Raw genomic sequence first — 19950 nt, 5'->3', positions numbered from 1 at the left:
GCGCCCGGCACCCCCGGTTCACAGACCGGTCCCGGATCTCGAAGTCCATCGCTCCCCCTGCACTGGGGTGTTGCGACGATCTCTAGAACCTAAGGACTGCGGGGCGGGCCGTGCGTGTGGTCGGGGTCAGCGGCAGTCCCTTGCCGGCTGAACCCGACGACTTCCTCCCTACCCTCCTCCGTCTCCTCCGTACGGTCGGGGTCAGCGACATGTCCCGTGTCGGCTCAGACCCCGACGACCTCTTCCATCTCCTCTTCCTCTTCTTCCGACTCGCCGGACCCGTCCACGGCGTCCAGTACCGTGACGGCCGACGCGTTCGCGGGCAGGGACGCCGCCACCGTGCGGCGCCGCTCGTAACCGCCCGCGACGGCCAGCAGGGCAAGGCCCGCGACCAGCCACAGGGCAAGGGAGAGCACCCGCCCGCCCAGTCCGGCGCCCCCGTCGAAGTAGAGGATGCTGTGGGCGCCCTCCAGGAATCCGGCGCCGTTCCAGAACGCGTGCAGCGCGCCGAAGAAGCCGTTCTGCAGGTCGGGACGGTAGATCCCGCCGGACGAGGTGAAGTTGAGCATCACGAACAGGACCATGAGGGTCAGCGTGGTCCAGCGCTTCAAGAACGTGTGCAGGCCGATGCCGACGGTGATGATCCCGGCCGAGTAGAGCCAGCCGAGTGCCCAGATCTGGAGCTGGTTGTGGTCGACGACGCGGAACACCGGGCCGGCGGTGACGATCCCGATCACGCTGACCAGCAGCGACGTCACCAGGCCGACCAGTGCGCGCACCGGCATGCCGAGCGGCGCGCCCGCCGCGCCGATCGCGGCCACGCTGGCGTACGAGCCGATGCTCAGCGCGACCAGCAGGAAGAAGAGGCCCTGCCCGGTCGGGTCACCGCTGCCGAGTGGTGCCACGTCGGTGACGGTGAGCGGCAGCCCCTGAGTGTCGGTGACGGTGCGGAAGACCTTCTCGGCGGCCATCTCGGAGGTGTCGGAGTTGGCCTTGGCGGTCAGCAGGTCAGGGTGCTTGGCGACCAGCAGGTCAGGGTGCTCGGCGTCCGCACGAAGGCGCCGACCAGGGTCCGGTCGAGTAGTTGCTGCTGGGCCGCCTGCCGGTCGGGCACCGTGGTGACGTCCAGGGCGTCGCCGGCCTTGTCCTTGATGACCTGGGCCAGCACCTGGTTCTGCGGTGTCGTGCCGACCACGGCGACGCGCAGGTGGTGCGGCTGGGGCTGGTGGAAGGCGCTCTGGTGGGCGAGGGCCATCCCCAGGCACATCAGGAGCGGGGTGAGCAGGTGGATCGTCAGGTGCCGCAGGTGGCTGCCGCGGCGAGGGCCGACGGCGAGGCGGGGCAAGCGATGCCGGGCCGGCGGCACGTGGCGCCGGCGACTGGCTTTCGCCCCGTTCGTCCGCTCCCGCACCAGCTGCTGCGAGAAGCGCAGGTTCCCGCGCGACGGGGGAGGCTCAGGGGCGGGCCAAGGCGGGCTCGTGGCCGGCGCGGTGGTCGAGCAGGGCGGCGAGTTGGCGGTGGCCTTCCTGTTCGGCTTCGGCGATTCGGATCCGGGGCAGGGCGCGCTGCCACCATTCGCCGGAGGCGATGTCGGCGGCCTCGCGCAGTTCCACCAGCGCGCGGGAGAGTCGCACACGGGCCGCCGCGGCGGCGGCCGGCGGATGGGAGGCGGCGGGGCGGGCGGCTTCGGTGGCTGCCAGGAGCGCGGCGAGGGCGCGGTCGAGGCGGGTCGCGGTGCGGCGGTTGGTGACCAGGAGGCAGGCGGCGAGGCCGGTCAGGGCGCCGAGGCAGGTGTCCAGCCAGCGGTCGGCCAGCAGGGGGCGGGCGGGCTGATAGCGGGCCAGGTCCGTCATCAGCAGGACGAGCGGTGTCAGGAAGGCGGCCCCCAGCCAGTAGTTGCGGGCGAATGTCGCCTCGGCCGCGAGCATGACGGGCAGCATGACCAGTACCAGGGCGAGCTGTCCCGAGCGGGCGACGGGCAGCAGCGCGGTGAAGACCAGCAGCCCCAGCAGGGTGCCCAGCACGCGCTGGATCGCGCGCTGCCAGGACAGTGCGGTGCTGGCCTGGAAGACCGCGGCGGCAGTGATCACCGCCCAGCCGGGGCGCCCGACGCCCAACGCCATCGAGGTCCAACCGGCGGCGGCGCAGCCGAGCATGATCCTGAGCCCGATCGGCAGCAGCGGCGAGTCCCGGTGCAGCGCGTGCCGGCGGGACGTCTGATCGGCGGCCGTCGTCGTTTCGGCAGCGGCGCCGCGCAGCTCGGCGGCCTCGGCGGGGGTGAGGTCGACGACGGGCAGCGGCCGGTTGCGCCGTAGGGCGCGGGCCCAGTCCTGGTAGCGCGCGGCGGTGTCGGCGTCCGGGTGTGCCGGGAGCGAGGCCAGGGCGGACTCGGCGCGGACGAGCAGGCGTTCCAGGCCCGCCATGGCCTGGCGGCGTGGTTCGGCGGCGGCCGTCGAGTCGAGGCTGAGGGTGTGGTGCGCGGCGTTGAGGGTGGCGGCGAGCGCCGTGCGGGCGGCGGGGTGCCGGTCGGGCTCGCTGGTCAGGAGGCGGGCGGCGGCCTCCAGGGTGCGCGCAGTGAGGACCCGTTCGGGCCCGAAGGGCCGGATCAGGGCCGGAGCCATGCAGACCAGCCAGGCCAGGGCGGCACCGAGGGCGGCGAGTGCCAGGTGTGCGGGCAGGTCGCCGAGGTGCTGCGGCACGAAGACGCAGCCGGTGCTGGTGAAGGTCATGGTGATGGCACCGGGCGAGCCGACCCGGGCCGCGTCGCAGCCGAGCTTGTGAAGCGCCGCGAGGACGGCGCTGACCGCGACCAGCGCGGCAACGGAATGCGTGAGCGATGCGGCGGTGAGTGCGAAGGCCGTGCTGAGGAGGGTGCCGACTGCCACTCCGGCGAGGGTGCGGGCCCGGGCGGGGTAGGGGAGCCCGTGGCAGTAGAGGGCGCAGAGGGCGCCGGCCGAGGTGAAGAGCGCGAGGTCGAGGCGGCCGAGCGCGAGCAGGGTGAGGTTCAGCAGCGTGACGGCGACGGTGGTGCTGACGGCGGACTTGTGCCAGATGTCCGCCGGGCCGGCCAGTCGCAGGGCCTGGCGCAGGGACGGCACGGGGGTGCGGCGCACGCGCGGGGTGGTCGGGGGACGTTCGGTCATCGGATCCGGCCGCCCGGGGCGTCGGCGCAGTTCGCCGCGGGGTGGTCCGGGGCGAGGGCGGTGAATCGTCCGTTGGGGGACTCGGCGTCGGGGCGCACGGTGGTCAACTCCTCTGGGATGGGTCCGGCGGTTGCCGCGCCCGGAGGCGCCGGGCGCTGGGGCCTGTGGTGGCGCGAACAGGACGGTGGGTCGGGCGGTTCCAGTTTTGACTTCAGCCGACCATGCCGTCCAATACTTGATTGTTCTCACGTCGATGCCTTTCAGGCATGAACCCGTTCGAGGCGCCCGGGAGGCCGTCATGGAACTTCGAGTGCTGCGTTACTTCCTCGCCGTCGCCGAGGCCGAGTCGGTCACCGCAGCGGCCCGCCAGGTGCATGTCACCCAGCCGGCTCTCTCGCGCCAGCTTCGGGCGCTGGAGCGGGACCTGGGTGTTTCCCTGTTCACCCGCCGCCCGGGTTCGCTCACCCTGAACGCGGCCGGGCGGCGCTTTCGCCCGATCGCCCAGGACCTGGTGCGCCGCGCCGAGCGGGCCGCCGAGACGATGACCGCCGTGGGCCGGGGGGACGCGGCGGCACTCACTGTGGTCGCGGCCCCCTCGACGGTCGCGTACCTGCTGGCCCCGTTCATGGCCGGCGGTGGCGCCGAGGGGCCCACGCTGCGGGACGCCGTTCAGGAGGAGCCGAACAAGGTCTTCGACACGCTGACGCGCGGCGATGCGGACCTCGGTATCGCGGGCAGTCCGGCCCCGCCGCCACTGGAGTCGGCGTTCCTGGGCCTTGCTCCGGTCCTGGCCCAGGTTCCCGCCGGTCATCCCTGGGCGGGGCGCGCCGCGATCACGCTCGCCGAGTTGGTCACCGAGCCGCTGATCCTGCTGACCCGTTCCAACATGGCCCGCCTGGTCGTCGACGAGGCGCTCGGCCGGGCGGACCTCGTCCCTGCCGGTGTGACCGAGACCGGTTCCTCGGCCCTCGCCCAGGCCGTCGCTGCCGCCGGCCGGGGCGTCTGCCTGGTCACCGACGACGCCCGCTTCGACCTCTCCGAGCTGATCGTCCACGGTTCGGACGGTCCGCTGACCATCCCCCTGTACGCGGGATGGGACGCCTCCCACTACGCCCACTCCTCGATCCGTGCCCTGGTCGACGGCCTGCGCGCCTACTGCGACCACCACATGCGGCGCTTCCCGGGGCTGAGCCCTCGGCCGTGATTCGGTCCGGCGGCCACGCTTCTGGGCCGGGCTCGGGGTGTGTGACGTTCTGGTCTCGGCCTCTTGTCATTCTTTTCTTGTTGCGCAAAAGTATCTCCATCGAACTTGGTGGCGGCGAGTCGGCCAAGCAACGCGACGGGAGGTGCACGGTGACCGCGCTGACGGCCCTGGTCCCTGATCAGACAGGAGCCGAGATCTTCGCCCAAGTGCTTACGGCGGGCCCGGTCTCGCGGACGGTGATCGCGCGCAGGCTCGGGCTGTCACCGTCCACGGTGACCCGCCTGCTCGCGCCGCTGATCCAGGACGGCTATCTGAGCGAGACCGGACAGCAGAGCGAGACCGGCCTGGGCCGCCCGCAGCGGCTGCTGCAGGTCAATACCGAGCAGCACCTGGTCGTCGGCATCCAGATCGCGCGCACCCATGTCGCAGCCGTGCTCACGGATCTCGGCGCGCATCCGATGCTCCGTCTGGAACGCACTCTGGAGTCCACCGAGCCAGCCCATGTGCTGTCAGTGGCAGCGGAGTTGACCGCCCGACTGGTCGAGCGGGCACCCACTGCCGGTGCCAGGGTCCTGGGTATCGGGGTCGGTGTCGGCGGGCATGTCGACGTGGAGAACGGTGTGTGCCGTTCGGCCGTGCGGCTGGGCTGGAGGGACGTCGCGGTGGCCGCACCGCTGAGCGCGGCCACCGGCCTGCCCGTGGTGGTGAACAACGACGTCAACGCCCTGGTGATCGCGGAACGCTGGTTCGGCGAGGGCCGGGACGTCGAGTCGTTCGCCGTGATCGCGGTCGGGCGCGGTGTCGGCGGCGGGCTGATGCTCCAGGGAGCCCTGCACTCCGGAGCCAGCGGTCTGGCCGTCGAGTTCGGACACCTGCCGATCGCGCCGGACGGGCCGGAATGCGCCTGCGGCAACCTGGGCTGCGTGGAGGCGCTGGCCTCCTCCGACGGAGTGCTGCGGACGTTCCGTGCGGCAGGTGGCCGGCAGGACGCCGATTTCGAGGCCGTCGTGGAGCTCGCGCGCTCGGGTGAGGGGCCCGAACGGCGCGCCGCACTCGACGCGTTCGCCGTGGCGGGCGACGCGCTCGGACGAGGGCTGGCCTGCCTGTACAACCTGCTCAACCCCGGACTGATCGTGCTCGCGGGCGAGGGCGTGGTGGCCTACGAGTACTTCGGGCCCGCCATGACCGAGGCGCTGGAGCGCCACACGGTCTCCACCGCGGCACGCGACTGCGTGATCAAGGTCGACGAAGCCAGTGAGACGCTGTGGGCGCGCGGCGCTGCCTGCCTGGTCATCCGGGAGAGTGTCCGTGCCCGGCTGTCCTGAACGTCCGTCGGAGTCCGCGTCCGTCGCCGCGACCGCCACGGCCTGATCGACCACCCCTGACCATGTACCGAAGGACCAGCCGCCTGCCGTAATTCGCACAGCCGCAGGGTGCGACACCCATGACCTGCGCACCATTCGCGGACCCCGCTCCGGCCACCGCTGCCGGTGCGGCGATGCACCCGTACCCGACTCCGCTCCGCCGCGAACCGGCAGTCCGGTGACGTCGGTTGACGAAGAGTGCCCGGGAACCGGCCCCACCGGTATTCCCCGGAAATCAGGACGCAAGGTGGTCGACCGGCTCACCAGGCCGTGTCGAAGAATCCCCGTCACCGCAGACCCGCACATGTCTCGCTGCCTTCTCCGAATTCCCCGGCAGCCCCGCCCACCCCAGAGGAAGCCATACGCATGTCCACCTCCACCTCCCTCTCCAGAACCACCGCCGGTGCGGCAGCCGTCGCCCTTGCCCTGCTGGTGACCGGATGCTCCAGCTCCGGCACCACCGACAGTCCGTCGAAGGGCGGGCCGGTGTCGATGGAGTTCTGGGGCTGGGCCCCGGGCTACGACAAGATCACCGAGCAGTGGAACGCGTCCCACCCGGACGTCAAGGTGACGTTCAAGCAGATCCCGTCCGGTGCCAAGGGCGGCTACGACCAGATGACCAATGCGATCCAGGCGGGCAAGGGCCCGTGCCTGGCGCAGGTCACCTACAACGACATCCCGTCGATGCTGGTCAAGAACGCACTGCTGGACATCAGCCAGTACGCCTCCGGTGACACCGGCAAGTACCTCGACTGGACCGTGGCGGCATCCTCGGCCGGCGGCAAGGTGTACGGCATCCCCGTCGACACCGGCCCGATGGCCCTGTACTACCGCACCGACCTGTTCCAGAAGTTCGGCATCGCCAAGCCCCCCGCGACCTGGGACGAGTACGCCGCCGACGCCGAAGCGGTCCACAACGCCGACCCGGGCGTCGCCTTCGGCACCGCGCCGCAGGACGCCTACGACATGGCCGCCCTGACCTGGCAGACCGGCAAGTCCTGGTTCGGCACCCAGGGTTCGTCGTGGCAGGTGTCCGTCGACAATCCGGGCACCCAGAAGGTCGCCGCGTACTGGCAGGGCCTGAAGGACAAGAAGCAGGTGATGAACAACGGCAACGCCTGGGATCCGGCCTTCGGCAAGGCATCGGAAGCCGGCAAGGTCATGACGTTCGTCAACGCCGCGTGGGCCGTCCCGGGCATCAAGGGCGACCTCAAGGACCTCAGCGGCAAGTGGGCCGTGGCCCCGCTGCCGACCTGGTCCGCGGGCGAGACGACCAGCTCGAACTCCGGCGGGTCCGCCACCTCGGTGCTGACCGGCTGCAAGACGCCCAAGGAGGCCGAGCAGTTCGCCGCGTTCCTGTCCGGTGACCCGGACGCCGTGAGCACCGGCATCACGGTCGGCGGTCTGTACCCGGCGTCCAAGGCAGGCCTGGACAATCCGCTGCTGTCGCAGGGCGACCCGTACTTCGGCGGCCAGAAGATCTACGACGTCTTCAAGCAGTCGGCGGCGAACGTCCCCGCCAACTGGGTCGTCGGGCCGACGTTCGGCCAGGTCGAGGCGGACTACTCGGACGCCATCGGCAAGGGCGGCTACGCCCAGGCCACCACCGCCGTCCAGCAGAAGACGGTGGACAAGATCAAGAGCCTTGGGCTCTCCGTCACCAGCGGCTGACCCGAAGGACCGTCAACCGCCCACAGGTTCCCGTGGTGCCGCTCGGGGGTGCGACACCGCGGGAACCGCCCCGGCAGTCCTGCATCAGTCCGAGGAAAGATCACCATGAGCACCCTGACATCGTCTCCGCCCGCACCGGCGCCCGCGCGTGCCGGGGCCGGGCCGAGCCGCCGCCACCGTCGTCGGACCGCGCGCAACGCGGCCGGGTTCCTGCTCCCGTTCGGCATCCTGTTCACCACGATGATGCTCGCTCCGATCGGATACGCGATCTACCAGAGCTTCTTCCAGGTCCACCGGCAGGGCCTGTTCGGTGGTGCGCAGACGATTCGGTTCGCCTGGTTCGCCAACTACGCCGCGGCCTTGCGCGACGGCGACTTCACCGCTTCGCTCGGCCGGGTGGCACTGCTCGGCGTCGTCCAGGTGCCGGTGATGCTGGGGCTCGCCCTGCTCCTCGCACTGCTGCTGGACTCGCGTTCGGCCCGCCTGCGGAAGACCTTCCGGCTGACCTTCTTCCTGCCGTACGCGCTGCCCGGTGCGATCGCCGCGGTGATGTGGTCGTTCCTGCTGATCAAGGACCTCTCGCCGTTCACCGGTCCACTGGCGGCGATCGGTCTCCACATCGACTTCCTGTCGGCCGGCTGGATCCCGGTGTCGATCGGCAACATGATCACCTGGGGTTGGACCGGCTACAACATGCTGATCATCTACTCCTCGCTCCAGGCCCTGCCCGGCGAGGTGATCGAGGCCGCGGCGCTCGACAACTGCACCGGCTGGCGCCTGGCCTGGTACGTGAAGATCCCGATGATCCGACCCGCCCTCGTCCTCACCACGGTGTTCTCCATCATCGGCACCGCCCAGCTCTACACCGAGCCCGCCGTGCTCGCCGCCGCCCGGATTCCCGGCGCCTCCAACAAGTTCAGTCCGATCATGAACACCACGCTCACCGCCTCCCAGGCGGACTCGAACCTGGCCGCCGCCGAATCGGTTCTGCTGGCCCTCGTCACGCTGGTTCTCTCGTTCGGGCTCCTGAAGTTCACCCAGCGAAAGACGGCCGACGCATGAGCACCAACCGCGACCCGCTGACCACCCGCGTGGTCGTCAACTCCCTGCTCGGGCTGATGGCCCTCTACACCCTCGTCCCGCTGTGGTGGCTGTTCGTCTCGGCGACCAAGGGCGAGGGCTACCTCTACCACGGCCATCCGCTGTGGTTCTCGAACTTCGACCTGGGCGGGAACCTGGACCGCCTCTTCTCCTTCCAGGGCGGGATCTTCTCCTCCTGGCTGGCCAACAGCGCGTTCTACAGCCTGATCGGCGCGGCGGTCAGCACCCTGCTGTCGGTGATGGCCGGTTTCGCGCTGGCCAAGTACCGGTTCCGCGGCCGTGAGGCGATCTTCAACGTGGTCCTCGCCTCGGTGCTGATCCCGGCGCCGATGTTCGCCCTGCCGCTGTTCCTGATGCTGGCCAAACTCCAACTGACCGACACCTACTGGGCCGTTCTGCTCCCCAGTTTCGTCAGCCCCTTCGGCGTGTACCTCTCCCGGGTCTACGCCTCGGCGTCGGTCCCCGACGAGCTGCTGGAGGCGGCGCGCATCGACGGCGCCGGCGAACAGCGCACCTTCTTCCGGATCGCGCTGCCGGTCATGACGCCGGCGCTGGTCACGATCTTCCTCTTCCAGTTCGTCAGCGTCTGGAACAACTACCTGCTGCCCGCACTCATGCTCAACGACGCCGGCAAACTCCCGGTCACCGTCGGACTGGTGCAGTGGCGCTCGGAGTTCGCCAACGGCGTCTCCCCGATGCTCCCGATCACCGGGGCCTTCGTCTCGCTCGTCCCCCTGCTCATCGCCTTCGTCGCACTGCAACGCTTCTGGCGCAGTGGTCTGACGGCAGGCGCCGTCAAGTAGCCCCCCACCTCCGAAGGGCCGGCCATGCCCAAACCGCATACGAGCAGAGCGGGTGCCGCACTGCTCAGCACCTCGCTCCTGCTTCTCGGCGCCACCCCCACGACCGCAGCGCAGGCTGCCGTCCCCGCCACCAGGACCGCCACCATCAGCTCCGGGAGCCTGAGCGCCACCGTCGACACGGCCTTCCCCCAGGTGCTCCAGTACCGGCTGGGCACCGGGACCCTGCCCGGCAACACGGGTGCGACGCCCCGGGTCAGCATCAACGGCACCGCGTACACGCCCGGCGTCAGCTCCGTGGTCGCGGCCGACCACGTCGACTACACGCTCGGCTTCACCTCGATCGGCGTCACGCTTCACGTCCGGGTGTCGGTTTCCGGTCCGGTCCTGGACTGGAAGGTCACCGGCGTGACCGAGACCCGGTCCACGAAGGTCACCACCCTCGCGATCCCCGGGCAGAACCTGCTGTCCGTGCGCGGCGACCAGACCGGCTCGCAGCTCGCCGACGCCGCCCTCTGCAACTCCTTGAACGCCGTCGGGTCGGGTAATCCGCCTGGCCCCGACACGGACACCATCGGCGCCGTCTCCTCCCTGCCGGCCGACTCCGCGCCCCGGCACAAGGCCGTCGCGCTGGTCGCGACCTCGACGATCGCCGCCGGTGTCACGAGCAACTCGCTGACCACCTTCGGCGATCCGGTGGCCCCCGACTGCGGCGGCAACCTGCTGGTGCAGACCACCGTCTCCGGCGGCGTCAACACCACCGCCATCGGCTCGGACCTGTGGACCTACCGCGGGCCGGACGGCCAGGTCGTCGCGCTGCCGGAGGAGAAGGTCGTCCTCACCGGTGACGTCAACGGCAGCGGCAGCGTCGACTGGCAGGACGCGGCCGTCGCCTACCGGCAGATCATGCCCGAACCTGCGCAGGCCGCCGAGACCAAGAACAACGTGGTCTCCCAGATCTCGATGAACTTCGTGTCCCAGGCACAGAACCCGTTCCTGAAGACGCTCGACGACATCAAGAAGACGGCGCTCTACACCGACGGCCTCGGCCAGGCCGTCGAACTGAAGGGCTACCAGGACGAGGGCCACGACGCCGGCCACCCCGACTACGCGGGCCACTACAACACCGCCGCCGGCGGACTCGCGGACATCAACACCCTCGTCGACGCCGCCAGGGCCTACAACACCATCGTCGGCGTCCACATCAGCGACGTCGGCGCGGCACCGCGCAGCCACGCCTTCCGCTGGGACAGGACCACCAACCCCACCAGCCCCGGCTCCCCGTACATCTGGGGCGACACGGCCTACAACCTCGACACGTCGAAGGACCTCGCCGGCGGCGACTACGCCTCACGCATCGACGCGCTCGTCCACGACATCCCGCACCTCGGCTTCGTCTACAGCGACGCCTTCGTGAACCGGGAGGACGTCGACTGGAACGCGTGGAAGGAGGCCGACGCCGTCACGAAGCACGGCCTGCCGATCTACACCGAGTGGGCGGCCTTCATGTTCCCGTACGCGTCCTGGTACCACACCTCGAACGAACGCACCGACACCGGCATCAACAGCACGATCCTGCGCTTCCTCTACAACCAGGACATGGACGCCTGGGTCAACAGCAGCCAGCCGATGCTGGGCGGTGAGCAGAACAAGGCCGGGTTCATGGGCTACCACAGCAACAACTCGGTACCCCAGGAGATCGCCGAGGTCTTCACCAACAACCTGCCGACCAAGTACCTGCAGAACTTCCGGATCACCGGCTGGCAGCCCGGCGCCATCCAGTTCACCGGCGGCGTGTCCACCACGATGAACGGCGCCACGCCGCAGATCTGGCGCGACGGAGCCCTCGAGCGCGACGGCAACAAGCTCTTCCTGCCCTGGTCCCCGCAGGGCCAGCAGAAGATCTACGCCTGGGACGACACCGCCGAGTCGCGGACCTGGACCCTGCCGAAGGCATGGTCCGGACAGAGCACGGTGACGCTGTACAAGCTCTCCGACACCGGCAAGGACGCGGGCACGAAGCTCACGGTCAGCGGCGGCCGGATCACCCTCGACCTGGACGCCGACACCCCGTACGTGATCTACCCCGGCACCCCGGTCGCCGCCACCACGGCCGGCAGCCTCGCGGACGGCAGCAACACCGGCACCCCGGTGCTGCGCACCGACACCGCTTCCTCGGTGGCCTTCGGCAGCGGCGCGATCGTCAAGAACGGCGAGTTCTTCACCCGGGACCTCAGCGGCTGGACCCCGTCCTCCGCCTCGGGTGACACCTCCGGTCTCTCCGTGGTGACCGACGCCAACGGCTTCCAGAACCTGCGGATCTCCGGCACCGGCGACGGCCAGGTCACCCAGCAGTTGACCGGTCTGACTCCGGGGCAGACCTACTCCGCGTCCGCCTACGTCTCGGTGACGGGAACCCGCAAGGCCACCCTTCGGATCGACGGCAACGGCGCGACACCGGTCGGCAACTGGATCGACAGGCCGACCCCGGTCCAGACCGACGCCGACAACCGGTTCAGCGGACAGCGATTCCAGCGCCTGGAAGTGCTGTTCACCCAGCCTGCCGGCGCCACCACCGCCACCCTGCACCTGATGGCCGCCGGCGCCACCAACGCCGACGACGCCGTGCTCTGGTCCGACGTGCGTGCCATGGCCGACCCCGGCGCCACCCACCAGGCCGACGGCCACTTCTACACCGAGGACTTCGAGCACAACACCGGCGGCGGATTCGGCCCCTTCCTGATCGGCAAGCCCGGCGAGCCCAGTGAGATCCTCTCGGAGTTCCACGACGGCTACACCCGCGACACCATCAGCGGCAACTACTCGCTGGAGACCATCAACAACGGCTCCGGACTGCAGTTCCGCACCTGGCCCGGATCGATCCGGTTCGTCCCGGGCCACTCCTACCGGGTGCAGGCGGACTACCAGAGCGACACCGCCTCGCAGTACCACTTCCAGGTCGGCGCGGACAGCGCCGGGGCCCCGATCACCGACGTCACCCTGAACCGGACCACCACCCAACCCCTGACCGGCGCGCCCGCTCCCGGCCCCGTCCCGTCGTGGTGGACCGGCAGCTGGACCGACAGCCTGCCGCCGCAGCGATCGGCCCCCTCCGGCCACATCGACACCTCCTTCACGGCCGGCGACTGCGGCGACGCCTACCTGGCCCTCACCGCCGCGACCGGAAACAGCGGTGCCGCGACCCTGGACAACCTGGTCGTGGACGACCTCGGCGCCACCGCCACCGGCCTGCCGACCTGCCCGGTCCCGACCTCCGGGCCGATCGTCGGCGCCGCCTCCCACCGCTGCGTCGACATCCCCGGCAGCGACAGCACCAATGGCACCGGCATCGATCTGTGGGACTGCAACGGCGGCGCCAACCAGACCTGGACCTTCCCCGGCGACGGCACCATCCGCTCCCTCGGCAAGTGCCTGGACGTCGCCGGCCACGGCACCACCAACGGCACCCGCGTCGCACTGTGGGACTGCAACGGCGGCGCCAACCAGCAGTGGACCTACGACTCCGCCACCGGGACGTTCACGGGCGCCGAGTCCGGACTCTGCCTGGACGCCACCGACGCCGCCACCGACAACGGCACCCCGTTGGAGATCTGGAGCCGTACAGGCGGTGCCAACCAGCAGTGGACCCATCCGTGACGCTCCACTGACACCTGCGTCACCAATGCGGCGGCGGGCACCACCCTGCCGGGGTGCCCGGTGCCGCATTCCCAACGACACACCGAAAGCAGCCAGACACATGCACCCCCGTTCAGCACTGACCGTCGACGGCCCCCGCCTCCTGCGCGGCGGCCGTGAACATCGCGTCGTCTCCGCCGCCGTGCACTACTTCCGCATCCACCCGGAGCTGTGGCGCGACCGGCTGACGCGACTGCGCGCCATGGGCTGCAACACCGTCGAGATCTACATCGCCTGGAACTTCCACCAGCCCACCCCCGGCCCCGCGCGCTTCGACGGCTGGCACGACATCGCCGCGTTCGTCCGCGAGGCCGACGCACTGGGCCTGGACGTGATCGCCCGCCCAGGCCCCTACATCTGCGCCGAATGGGACCTCGGCGGCCTCCCCGCCTGGCTGCTCGCCGACGAGTCGATGCAGTTGCGGACCAGCGACCCCGCCTACCTCGCCGCCGTGGACCAGTGGTTCGACCAGCTCGTCCCCGTCCTCGCCGACCTCCAGACCTCGCGCGGCGGCCCGATCGTCGCCGTCCAGATCGAGAACGAGTACGGCAGCTACGGCAACGACCAGGCCTACCTGCGGCACCTGAAGGACGGCCTCGTCGCCCGGGGCATCGACACCCTGCTCTTCACCTCCGACGGCCCCGAGGCCCGGATGCTCGCCGGCGGCACCCTCCCCGGCGTCCTGGCCACCGCCAACTTCGGCTCCCGCCCCGCCGAGGCCTTCGCCGAGCTCGCCGCGTTCCGGCCCGACGAACCGCTGATGTGCATGGAGTTCTGGAACGGCTGGTTCGACCACTTCGGCGACCCGCACCACGTCCGCGACGCCGCGGACGCCGCCGAGGCACTCGACGGCATCCTCGCCGCCGGCGGATCGGTCAACATCTACATGGGCCACGGCGGCACCAACTTCGGCTGGTGGGCCGGCGCCAACCACACCGGCAAGACCCTCAACGAGCCCGGCTACATGCCGACCATCACCAGCTACGACTACGACGCGCCGATCGGCGAGGCCGGCGAACTCACCGAGAAGTTCCATGCCTTCCGGGAGATCATCGGGCGCTACCTGCCGCTGCCGGACACCGAACTGCCCGCCCGGCCGCCGCGCGTCACCCCGCAGACCGTTCCCGCCACCCGGATCGCGGCCCTGCGCGACAGCCTGGACCTGCTCTCCAACGCCACCCACCGCCCGGCGCCCGAGCCGATGGAGAAGCTCGGCCACCACTGCGGCCTGGTCCACTACCGCCACCGCATCACCGGCCCGGCCGGCCCGGCCACGCTGACCGTCGACGGCATCCGCGACCTGGCCCAGGTCTTCCTCGACGGGCGCCCGGTCGGCGTACTCGAACGCGACGACCCGTCCCCCACCGTCGAGTTGACCGTCCCCGAGGGCGGCGCCGAGCTGGAGATCCTCGTCGAGCCGTTCGGGCGGGTCAACTACGGCCCCCACCTCGCCGACCGCAAGGGCCTGATCGGGGGCGTGCGGCTCGACCACCAGCACCTCTTCGGGTGGGATGCCCGGGTGCTGCCGCTGGACGACCTGACCGTCCTGCCCGCCGGTCCTGCTGCCGAGGCGACGATCGGGGGCCCCGCCTTCCACCGCGCCGCCGTCGAACTGCCTGCCGCCGCCGACGCGTTCCTCGCCGTCCCGGGCAGCGACCGCACCCTGGTCTGGGTCAACGGCTTCCTGCTCGGCCGCCTGCGCACCGAGCAGGGCCCCCAGCGCACCCTCTACGCCCCCGCACCCCTGTGGCGCACGGGCGCCAACGAGGTGCTGGTGCTGGACCTCGCCGGAAGCAGCGCGCCGCTGACGGTGGAGCTGCGGGCCGAACCCGACCTGGGACCGGTCGCCGCGGCACCCAAGTACTGACCCGGCCGAACCCGGCCTCCACGAGGCGACCACCCTGGACACGCCGGTGCGGCGTACCACGCCGCACGACGGACGCCGCGCCGGCCGGCCTTCCGCCGGTCAGGCCGCGTCCGGTAGCGGTTGCCACGCCCAGATGGTCTTGCCGCGGTCGTGGTAGCGAGTTCCCCACCTGTCGGCGAGCTGAGCGACCATGTAGAGCCCGCGGCCGCCTTCGTCGGTGTCGGCGGCGTGCCGCACGTGCGGGGAGGTGCTGCTGCTGTCGAGCACCTCGCAGATGAGGTGCTGGTCGCGGATCAGCCGCAGCCGGATGGGCGGCTTGCCGTATCGCAGGGCGTTGGTGACCAGTTCACTGACCATAAGCTCGGTGCCGAAGTCGAGGTCCTCCAGGCCCCAGGTGCGCAGTTGCCCGGCGACCAGCGCGCGGGCGCGGCCGACCTCCTCGGGGTTGTCCGTCAGGTCCCAGGCGGTGTAGCGATCGGGTGCGAGGCGGCGCAGCCGCGCGATCATCAGCACGGCGTCGCTGACCCGGCCGTCCGGGTCGAGTCGGTGGATCAGGCGGTCGCACAGGGCGGACGGATCGTCCTGCGCGTGCGGCCCGGTCGGCGGTGCCAACGAGTTCAGCGCGGCCAGCAGCGGCCTTGGGTGGTCGTCGCCGTCGGCGGCGGCGAGGCCCCTGGTGGTGAGGATCAGCATGTCCCCGTCGGTCCAGGGCAGGGTGGTGCGCTCATAGGGCGTGCCGGGGTCCGCGAGCGGGTGGCCGATCGGCGCGTCGAGGGCTCGTGCGCCCTGGTCGGCGGCGCGGATCATGGGCAGCGGGTGGCCGGCGCTGGCCAGCGAGAGCTCCTGCTTGATCGGGTCGAAGATCGCGAACAGGCAGGTGGTCGTACTCGGGCCGCGCCGGGGGACCGCGAAGTCCGCCAGGAAGCGCTTCACCAGTGCGTCCAGTCCCGTGAGCACTTCCTCGGGGCTCAGGTCCTGGTCGGCGAGGACGCGGGTCGCCGTCCGCAAGCGGGCCATGTAGGCGGCGGCGTGCAACCCGTCCCCTGCGGTGTCACCGACCATCAGGGCCATTCGGGCGCCGGAGAGCCTCATGTAGTCGTACCAGGCGCCGCCGACCCCGGCCGGGCCCCGCGCCGGCAGGTGCCGGTAGGCCACGTCGACGGCGTCCGTGTCGGACAGTCGCCTGGGCAGCAGCCAGCGCCGCAGGTCCCGGGCCCCGTTCAGCAGGGCGCGGTCGAGTTCGGTCTGCCGGACGGCACTGCCGCGGTCGGCCTGGAGCAGCCAGCCGTCGTCGAGAGGGGTGGCCCAGAGCGCGGCGTCGACAGCGCCGCCGTCGCGATGGCGTAGGCCGGTGCTGCCGAGGTAGCCGGGCCGGTCGGTGTCGAACCGGGACGTGTCCGCGCGGTCGCCGAGGAGATCGGTCGCCGCGGTGCCGAGGACTTCACCGGCCGGGTACCCCAGGAGGCGCTCGGCCCCCGGGCTCCAGCGCAGCAGCCGACCGGCCGCGTCGACGACCGCGATGGCGTCGCCCTGCGGCTGCGGCTGCGGCTGCGGCTGTGGCTCGGGGGGCGGGCTCGGCGTGGCGGAACCGCTGGCGGCCATGGTCCACCTCAGTGCGAAGGGTGATGGGGGCCGTTCCGGCCAGGGGATCCGGTGCCGCTGCCGGACCGGACCGCCAGGTCTCGGCCCCCTTGCGCCAGCATAAGCCGGGCGGTCACCAGCCCGCCCGGCGCGCGGCCCGTGCCCGGTCGCCCGTCCTGGCCGCACCGGCGCGCGGGCGGGACGGCAGAGCATCGACCGTCCCGGCCTGCCTGTTGCGCCCGCCGCTGCGGTTCGACGCGGTTCGGGCCGCTTGTCGATCCCAATACGCAACGCTGCTACGGGCATCGCGATGGTGCGGGCGAGCTGAATGCCGCCCCCGCCTGTGGTCTTCCGGATGCGCGAGGTGTTCATCCACGCCGGCCGGTCCGCCGGGCGGCCCCCCAACCGGCCGGCCCGCCCCCGCTCCCGAAGGGCACCGCCGTGCGCTCGTTCCGCGAACTCGCCGTATCCACCGCCGTGTTGCTGTCCACTGCGGCCGGCGTCCTCGTCGCCGCGCCGAGCGCGACCGCGACGACGGCTTCCGAACCCGTGGTCTGCCCGCCCACTTCCAGGCAGTCCGTCCTGCTGCCGAAACCCGGACGACCGGAGCTTCTTCTACGCGTGCGACTGGGGCACACCGATCCTGATGCACTGCCCGGACGGCCTGGAGTACGATCCGGTCCTGGAGGTCTGAGACTACCCCGGCAGCACCGCCGAGGGCGGCACCGTCGACGAGGGCACCTCACACCTGGCCGTCTCGCTCACCGCCGGGCCCAAGGGGGTCAACCTCCTCGAAGGCGCCGTCACCTACACCGTCACGGTGACCGGAACCTCGGCTGTCGAACCCGCGCTGTGGGTCAGGGTCGGCGTCAAGCTCCCGGCAGGTCTCACTTTCGGCTCCGGCGCCACCCCGAACAGTGGTATCGGCTGCACCGACCGGAACGGCTCCGCCGCCCTGTGCATCCTCACCCCGCGTCCGGCCAGACCGCCACCGCGACCTTCACCGCCCGCCCCGGCCTGATCACCCTCGGACAGCTCACCGCCACCGCCACAGTCGAAAGCGCCGACCCCAAGCCCGATACCGGCTCCACCCTCACCGCCACCGCCTCCTGCACAGCCCTCACCTGCTGACAGCCAAGCGCCTCACCGGGCCCTCGTCGGCGCCCTGCTGGCCGCGCTCGGCCGTCCCCGCATCGAGCAGGTCTTCGCCCAGGAACTCGCCAGCCGCGTACCGCTCCCGTTCGGACACGAGATCGCCCTCGCTGCCCGCGGCCTCCAGGCGGCTGGCATCTTCATCTGCTTCACCGACGCAGGCACGATCAACGGCTGCGCCTGCCTGCGCGACCTCCTGCTCAACGAGGGCAAGGCCCAGCTCGACAACCTCCTCCAAGGAGCCCTGAACGCGAGGGTGGAGTGGCGCAGTGTCCTGGAGGCGATGGCGAGGGGGATGCCTTCGGCGATCATGATGCTGGCGGCGGTGTGGCGCAGGTCGTCCAGCCCATGACGGGCAGGCCGGCCCCGGTCGTGCGTTTGCGGAGCTGGTTGAGGACTTAGTGGGGCCGCAGGGGAGCGCCGTCCGGTTTCGGGAAGACGAGTCCTTCGAGCCGGCCGCCGGGGGGGTGGGCGTTCATCTGGAGGGTGGCTTGGCGGTGGAGGGCGGTCATGGCCCTGGGGGAGAGGCTGATCCAGGCGCGGCTGGTCTCGGTCTTGGGTTGTCCGAAGGTGAGTTCGCTGTTGTCGATGGCGGCGAGGGTCCAGCGGACGAAGAGTTTGCGGTCCATGAGGTGGACGTCGGTCCGGTGCAGGGCGAGGGCTTCGCCGCGGCGCATGCCGGTGCCGAGCATGACCTCGAACAGGTCGGTCAGTTCTGGGACCACACCCGATGGATGTCCATGAACACTGATGGGCGAAAACTGACGCTTGCGTGCGAAGTGAACACTGACGCTTCGTCAGCACACTGCTGCGCCGACCTCTCAAAGGAGCGCCAACTCATGTATCCCCCAGTGCAGCTGGCCCCTTCGGTTGCCGGGTCGGGGGCGATGCCTTTCGGCGGTCGGGTGGGGTGCGGGGCTAGTTGGTCTTCCAGGTGATTTGGTCGCCGTCGATGAGCACTCCGCCCCACGAGGGGATGCGGTAGAAGTACTTGTATTCGCCACCGAGGAAGGTCTTGTGCCAGCGGCCGCCGTTCTCGCTGTTCTCGTAGGATTCGAGCAGCTCGTAGCGGCCCTGGTAGACCTTGTCGTACGCGGGGATGTGGGTGCCCTTGTCGTAGAACGCGTCGGTCGCCTTCATGGAGTGGCCGAGCGTGTCGTCGACGTATTGCCGGCCGCACCCCTTCCGCTTGAACTCCCCGACCCACTCGGGCTCGGGCTGGGGGCGGCTTCGGTGGCCGCGGCGGCGAGGACGGCGACGGGGACACCGCCCAGCGGGACCAGGGCCGAGGTGGCGTCGGCGCCCGGGGCGACGGTGGTGCACTTGCGGCTGGAGTGGGCGATGCACAGCGTGCCGTCCGGTCCGACGGCCAGGACCGGGGCGCTGTCGGGCAGGGCGGTGAAGGTGCCGGTCTGCTCCAGGCCGGTCGGGTCGAGCACCGTCCCGCGGCCGTCGGCGTGCAGGGCGTAGAGCGCCTTCCCGTCGGGAGCCACGGCTGCCGCGGCGGGCGCGGGGCCGGTGCCGCGTGCCGTGATGGTCATCGTGGCGGTGTCGATGGCCGCCAATGGGTCCGGAGTGCCCGGGCACCCAGGCGTGGCGCCGTCGGGGCTGCACAGGACCTGCACGGTGAACAGGTCCTTGTCCGCCGCCACGGCGATCGGTCCGGCCGCCGGCTCGAACGCGCACACCGCCGGGGTCCGGTTTCCGCCGGTGGCGTTCCCCTCGTTGCCGAGGTGGAAGCGGCCGCTGCTCCCGGCCGCGATCGTGGGCCGGAACGGGGTCGGCTCCCCGGGCGTCTCGTACGTCTTCACCTCGCCGTCGGCCAGTTTCACCGCGGCGACGCCGGCGGGAACGCTGGTGAGGTACAGGGTGGTGCCGTCCTTGTTGATTGCGCCCACGTTGGCGAAGGGCTGCTGCGCGGAGGGGCTCCAAGGCGGGATGACGTTGTCCGTTTCGAAGGACTTCGTCCCCACGCTCGCGGGCAGGCCGAACCGGAGGTGGTAGAGGCGGGTGGCGGTGCCTCCGGGGGGTGCCACGAGATTGCGGAAGTTGTCGTCGATCGCGGTCGTCCTGATCCTGCCCAGATCCGGGTCGAACACGGCCAGCCCCTTGTCGGACGGCCAGTGCTGTCCAGGGCGGTGTAGAAGTGGTAGCTGCTCGGTTCGGTCATTGCGCGGTCTCCTTGTCCAGCGAGCGGCACCACCTGCCTCGTGGTGCGTCCGTCCTTGAATCCGCCGTCCGCTCCGTGATCGGCATGCCGCTCCGGGCTGCCGGTAATCGACCGCAAATGACCGAAAGCTGATCGTCTGTCGGCGAATTGTGGTGAGGATTGCGTTCGTGGAGGGCAAATTACTGGTCGTTCCTGCCCGCA

At 70.9% G+C, this 19950-nt stretch carries 15 protein-coding genes and 1 pseudogene; 9 read left to right on the top strand and 7 right to left on the bottom strand.

Features of this window, described 5'->3' with window-relative positions; all coding sequences use genetic code 11:
* Positions 1–224 precede the first annotated feature (224 nt).
* Positions 225–1267 (bottom strand): annotated as a pseudogene (locus tag ACIHEI_RS06495) (hypothetical protein).
* Between the two features lie 187 nt (positions 1268–1454).
* Positions 1455–3143, bottom strand: a complete 1689-nt coding sequence (locus ACIHEI_RS06490) for an FUSC family protein (protein WP_396605864.1) — start codon at positions 3141–3143, stop codon at positions 1455–1457.
* A gap of 298 nt (positions 3144–3441) precedes the next feature.
* Between ACIHEI_RS06490 and ACIHEI_RS06485 the strand changes: the two genes are divergently transcribed.
* The 7 genes from ACIHEI_RS06485 (at position 3442) to ACIHEI_RS06455 (ending at position 14846) form a co-directional block, all read left to right on the top strand.
* The gene (locus ACIHEI_RS06485; RefSeq protein ID WP_396605863.1) at positions 3442–4347 is read left to right on the top strand and encodes a LysR substrate-binding domain-containing protein; all 906 of its coding nucleotides are present in this window, start codon (positions 3442–3444) and stop codon (positions 4345–4347) included.
* 149 nt (positions 4348–4496) lie between these two features.
* Positions 4497–5672, top strand: a complete 1176-nt coding sequence (locus ACIHEI_RS06480) for an ROK family protein (protein WP_396605862.1) — start codon at positions 4497–4499, stop codon at positions 5670–5672.
* Positions 5673–6077: 405 nt separating this feature from the next.
* Positions 6078–7382 (top strand): ABC transporter substrate-binding protein, encoded by a 1305-nt coding sequence (locus ACIHEI_RS06475; RefSeq protein ID WP_396605861.1) that lies wholly within the window; start codon positions 6078–6080, stop codon positions 7380–7382.
* Positions 7383–7487: 105 nt separating this feature from the next.
* Positions 7488–8444 (top strand): carbohydrate ABC transporter permease, encoded by a 957-nt coding sequence (locus ACIHEI_RS06470; RefSeq protein ID WP_396605860.1) that lies wholly within the window; start codon positions 7488–7490, stop codon positions 8442–8444.
* The gene (locus tag ACIHEI_RS06465; RefSeq protein ID WP_396605859.1) at positions 8441–9286 is read left to right on the top strand and encodes a carbohydrate ABC transporter permease; all 846 of its coding nucleotides are present in this window, start codon (positions 8441–8443) and stop codon (positions 9284–9286) included. Before ACIHEI_RS06470 ends, ACIHEI_RS06465 begins: the two co-directional genes overlap by 4 nt.
* Positions 9287–9310: 24 nt before the next feature.
* Positions 9311–12940, top strand: a complete 3630-nt coding sequence (locus ACIHEI_RS06460; protein WP_396605858.1) for an endo-alpha-N-acetylgalactosaminidase family protein — start codon at positions 9311–9313, stop codon at positions 12938–12940.
* Between the two features lie 100 nt (positions 12941–13040).
* Positions 13041–14846, top strand: coding sequence for a beta-galactosidase family protein (locus ACIHEI_RS06455; protein WP_396605857.1), 1806 nt, complete (start codon positions 13041–13043; stop codon positions 14844–14846).
* A gap of 99 nt (positions 14847–14945) precedes the next feature.
* Here the strand turns inward: ACIHEI_RS06455 and ACIHEI_RS06450 are convergent, their stop codons facing one another.
* The gene (locus ACIHEI_RS06450; protein WP_396605856.1) at positions 14946–16448 is read right to left on the bottom strand and encodes a SpoIIE family protein phosphatase; all 1503 of its coding nucleotides are present in this window, start codon (positions 16446–16448) and stop codon (positions 14946–14948) included.
* Positions 16449–16755: 307 nt separating this feature from the next.
* On the opposite strand from ACIHEI_RS06450, the gene ACIHEI_RS06445 reads away from it, so the two are divergent.
* Positions 16756–17121: a carbohydrate-binding module family 14 protein gene (locus tag ACIHEI_RS06445; protein WP_396605855.1), complete on the top strand. Its 366-nt coding sequence runs from the start codon at positions 16756–16758 to the stop codon at positions 17119–17121.
* Positions 17122–17384: 263 nt separating this feature from the next.
* Positions 17385–17558 carry a hypothetical protein gene (locus ACIHEI_RS06440; RefSeq protein WP_396605854.1) on the top strand — a complete coding sequence of 58 codons (174 nt, stop codon included), beginning with the start codon at positions 17385–17387 and terminating at the stop codon, positions 17556–17558.
* On the opposite strand, the gene ACIHEI_RS06435 is transcribed toward ACIHEI_RS06440, so the two are convergent.
* The 4 genes from ACIHEI_RS06435 to ACIHEI_RS06420 all read right to left on the bottom strand — a co-directional run bounded on the left by ACIHEI_RS06435 (position 17548) and on the right by ACIHEI_RS06420 (position 19678).
* A complete protein-coding gene (locus ACIHEI_RS06435) occupies positions 17548–17817 on the bottom strand; it encodes a hypothetical protein (protein ID WP_396605853.1) in 270 nt (89 codons plus the stop codon). The two genes, ACIHEI_RS06440 and ACIHEI_RS06435, sit on opposite strands and share 11 nt — an antisense overlap.
* A gap of 160 nt (positions 17818–17977) precedes the next feature.
* Positions 17978–18304: a hypothetical protein gene (locus ACIHEI_RS06430; RefSeq protein ID WP_396605852.1), complete on the bottom strand. Its 327-nt coding sequence runs from the start codon at positions 18302–18304 to the stop codon at positions 17978–17980.
* Positions 18305–18497: 193 nt separating this feature from the next.
* Positions 18498–18719, bottom strand: coding sequence for a hypothetical protein (locus ACIHEI_RS06425; RefSeq protein WP_396605851.1), 222 nt, complete (start codon positions 18717–18719; stop codon positions 18498–18500).
* Positions 18716–19678 (bottom strand): hypothetical protein, encoded by a 963-nt coding sequence (locus tag ACIHEI_RS06420; protein WP_396605850.1) that lies wholly within the window; start codon positions 19676–19678, stop codon positions 18716–18718. Before ACIHEI_RS06420 ends, ACIHEI_RS06425 begins: the two co-directional genes overlap by 4 nt.
* Positions 19679–19950 lie beyond the last annotated feature (272 nt).

It is taken from the genome of Kitasatospora sp. NPDC051984, assembly GCF_044593455.1.
GTDB lineage: Bacteria > Actinomycetota > Actinomycetes > Streptomycetales > Streptomycetaceae > Kitasatospora.
The sequence above is the reverse complement of the archived record's forward strand: the minus strand, read 5'-3'. Positions and strand labels throughout refer to the sequence as shown.

What these genes read in the sequence shown, in the direction of transcription:
- ACIHEI_RS06490 (WP_396605864.1), bottom strand. Translation starts at nt 3,143, where the DNA reads ATGACCGAACGTCCCCCGACCACCCCGCGCGTGCGCCGCACCCCCGTG.
- ACIHEI_RS06485 (WP_396605863.1), top strand. Translation starts at nt 3,442, where the DNA reads ATGGAACTTCGAGTGCTGCGTTACTTCCTCGCCGTCGCCGAGGCCGAG.
- ACIHEI_RS06475 (WP_396605861.1), top strand. Translation starts at nt 6,078, where the DNA reads ATGTCCACCTCCACCTCCCTCTCCAGAACCACCGCCGGTGCGGCAGCC.
- ACIHEI_RS06470 (WP_396605860.1), top strand. Translation starts at nt 7,488, where the DNA reads ATGAGCACCCTGACATCGTCTCCGCCCGCACCGGCGCCCGCGCGTGCC.
- ACIHEI_RS06465 (WP_396605859.1), top strand. Translation starts at nt 8,441, where the DNA reads ATGAGCACCAACCGCGACCCGCTGACCACCCGCGTGGTCGTCAACTCC.
- ACIHEI_RS06460 (WP_396605858.1), top strand. Translation starts at nt 9,311, where the DNA reads ATGCCCAAACCGCATACGAGCAGAGCGGGTGCCGCACTGCTCAGCACC.
- ACIHEI_RS06455 (WP_396605857.1), top strand. Translation starts at nt 13,041, where the DNA reads ATGCACCCCCGTTCAGCACTGACCGTCGACGGCCCCCGCCTCCTGCGC.
- ACIHEI_RS06450 (WP_396605856.1), bottom strand. Translation starts at nt 16,448, where the DNA reads ATGGCCGCCAGCGGTTCCGCCACGCCGAGCCCGCCCCCCGAGCCACAG.
- ACIHEI_RS06445 (WP_396605855.1), top strand. Translation starts at nt 16,756, where the DNA reads ATGCCGCCCCCGCCTGTGGTCTTCCGGATGCGCGAGGTGTTCATCCAC.
- ACIHEI_RS06425 (WP_396605851.1), bottom strand. Translation starts at nt 18,719, where the DNA reads ATGAAGGCGACCGACGCGTTCTACGACAAGGGCACCCACATCCCCGCG.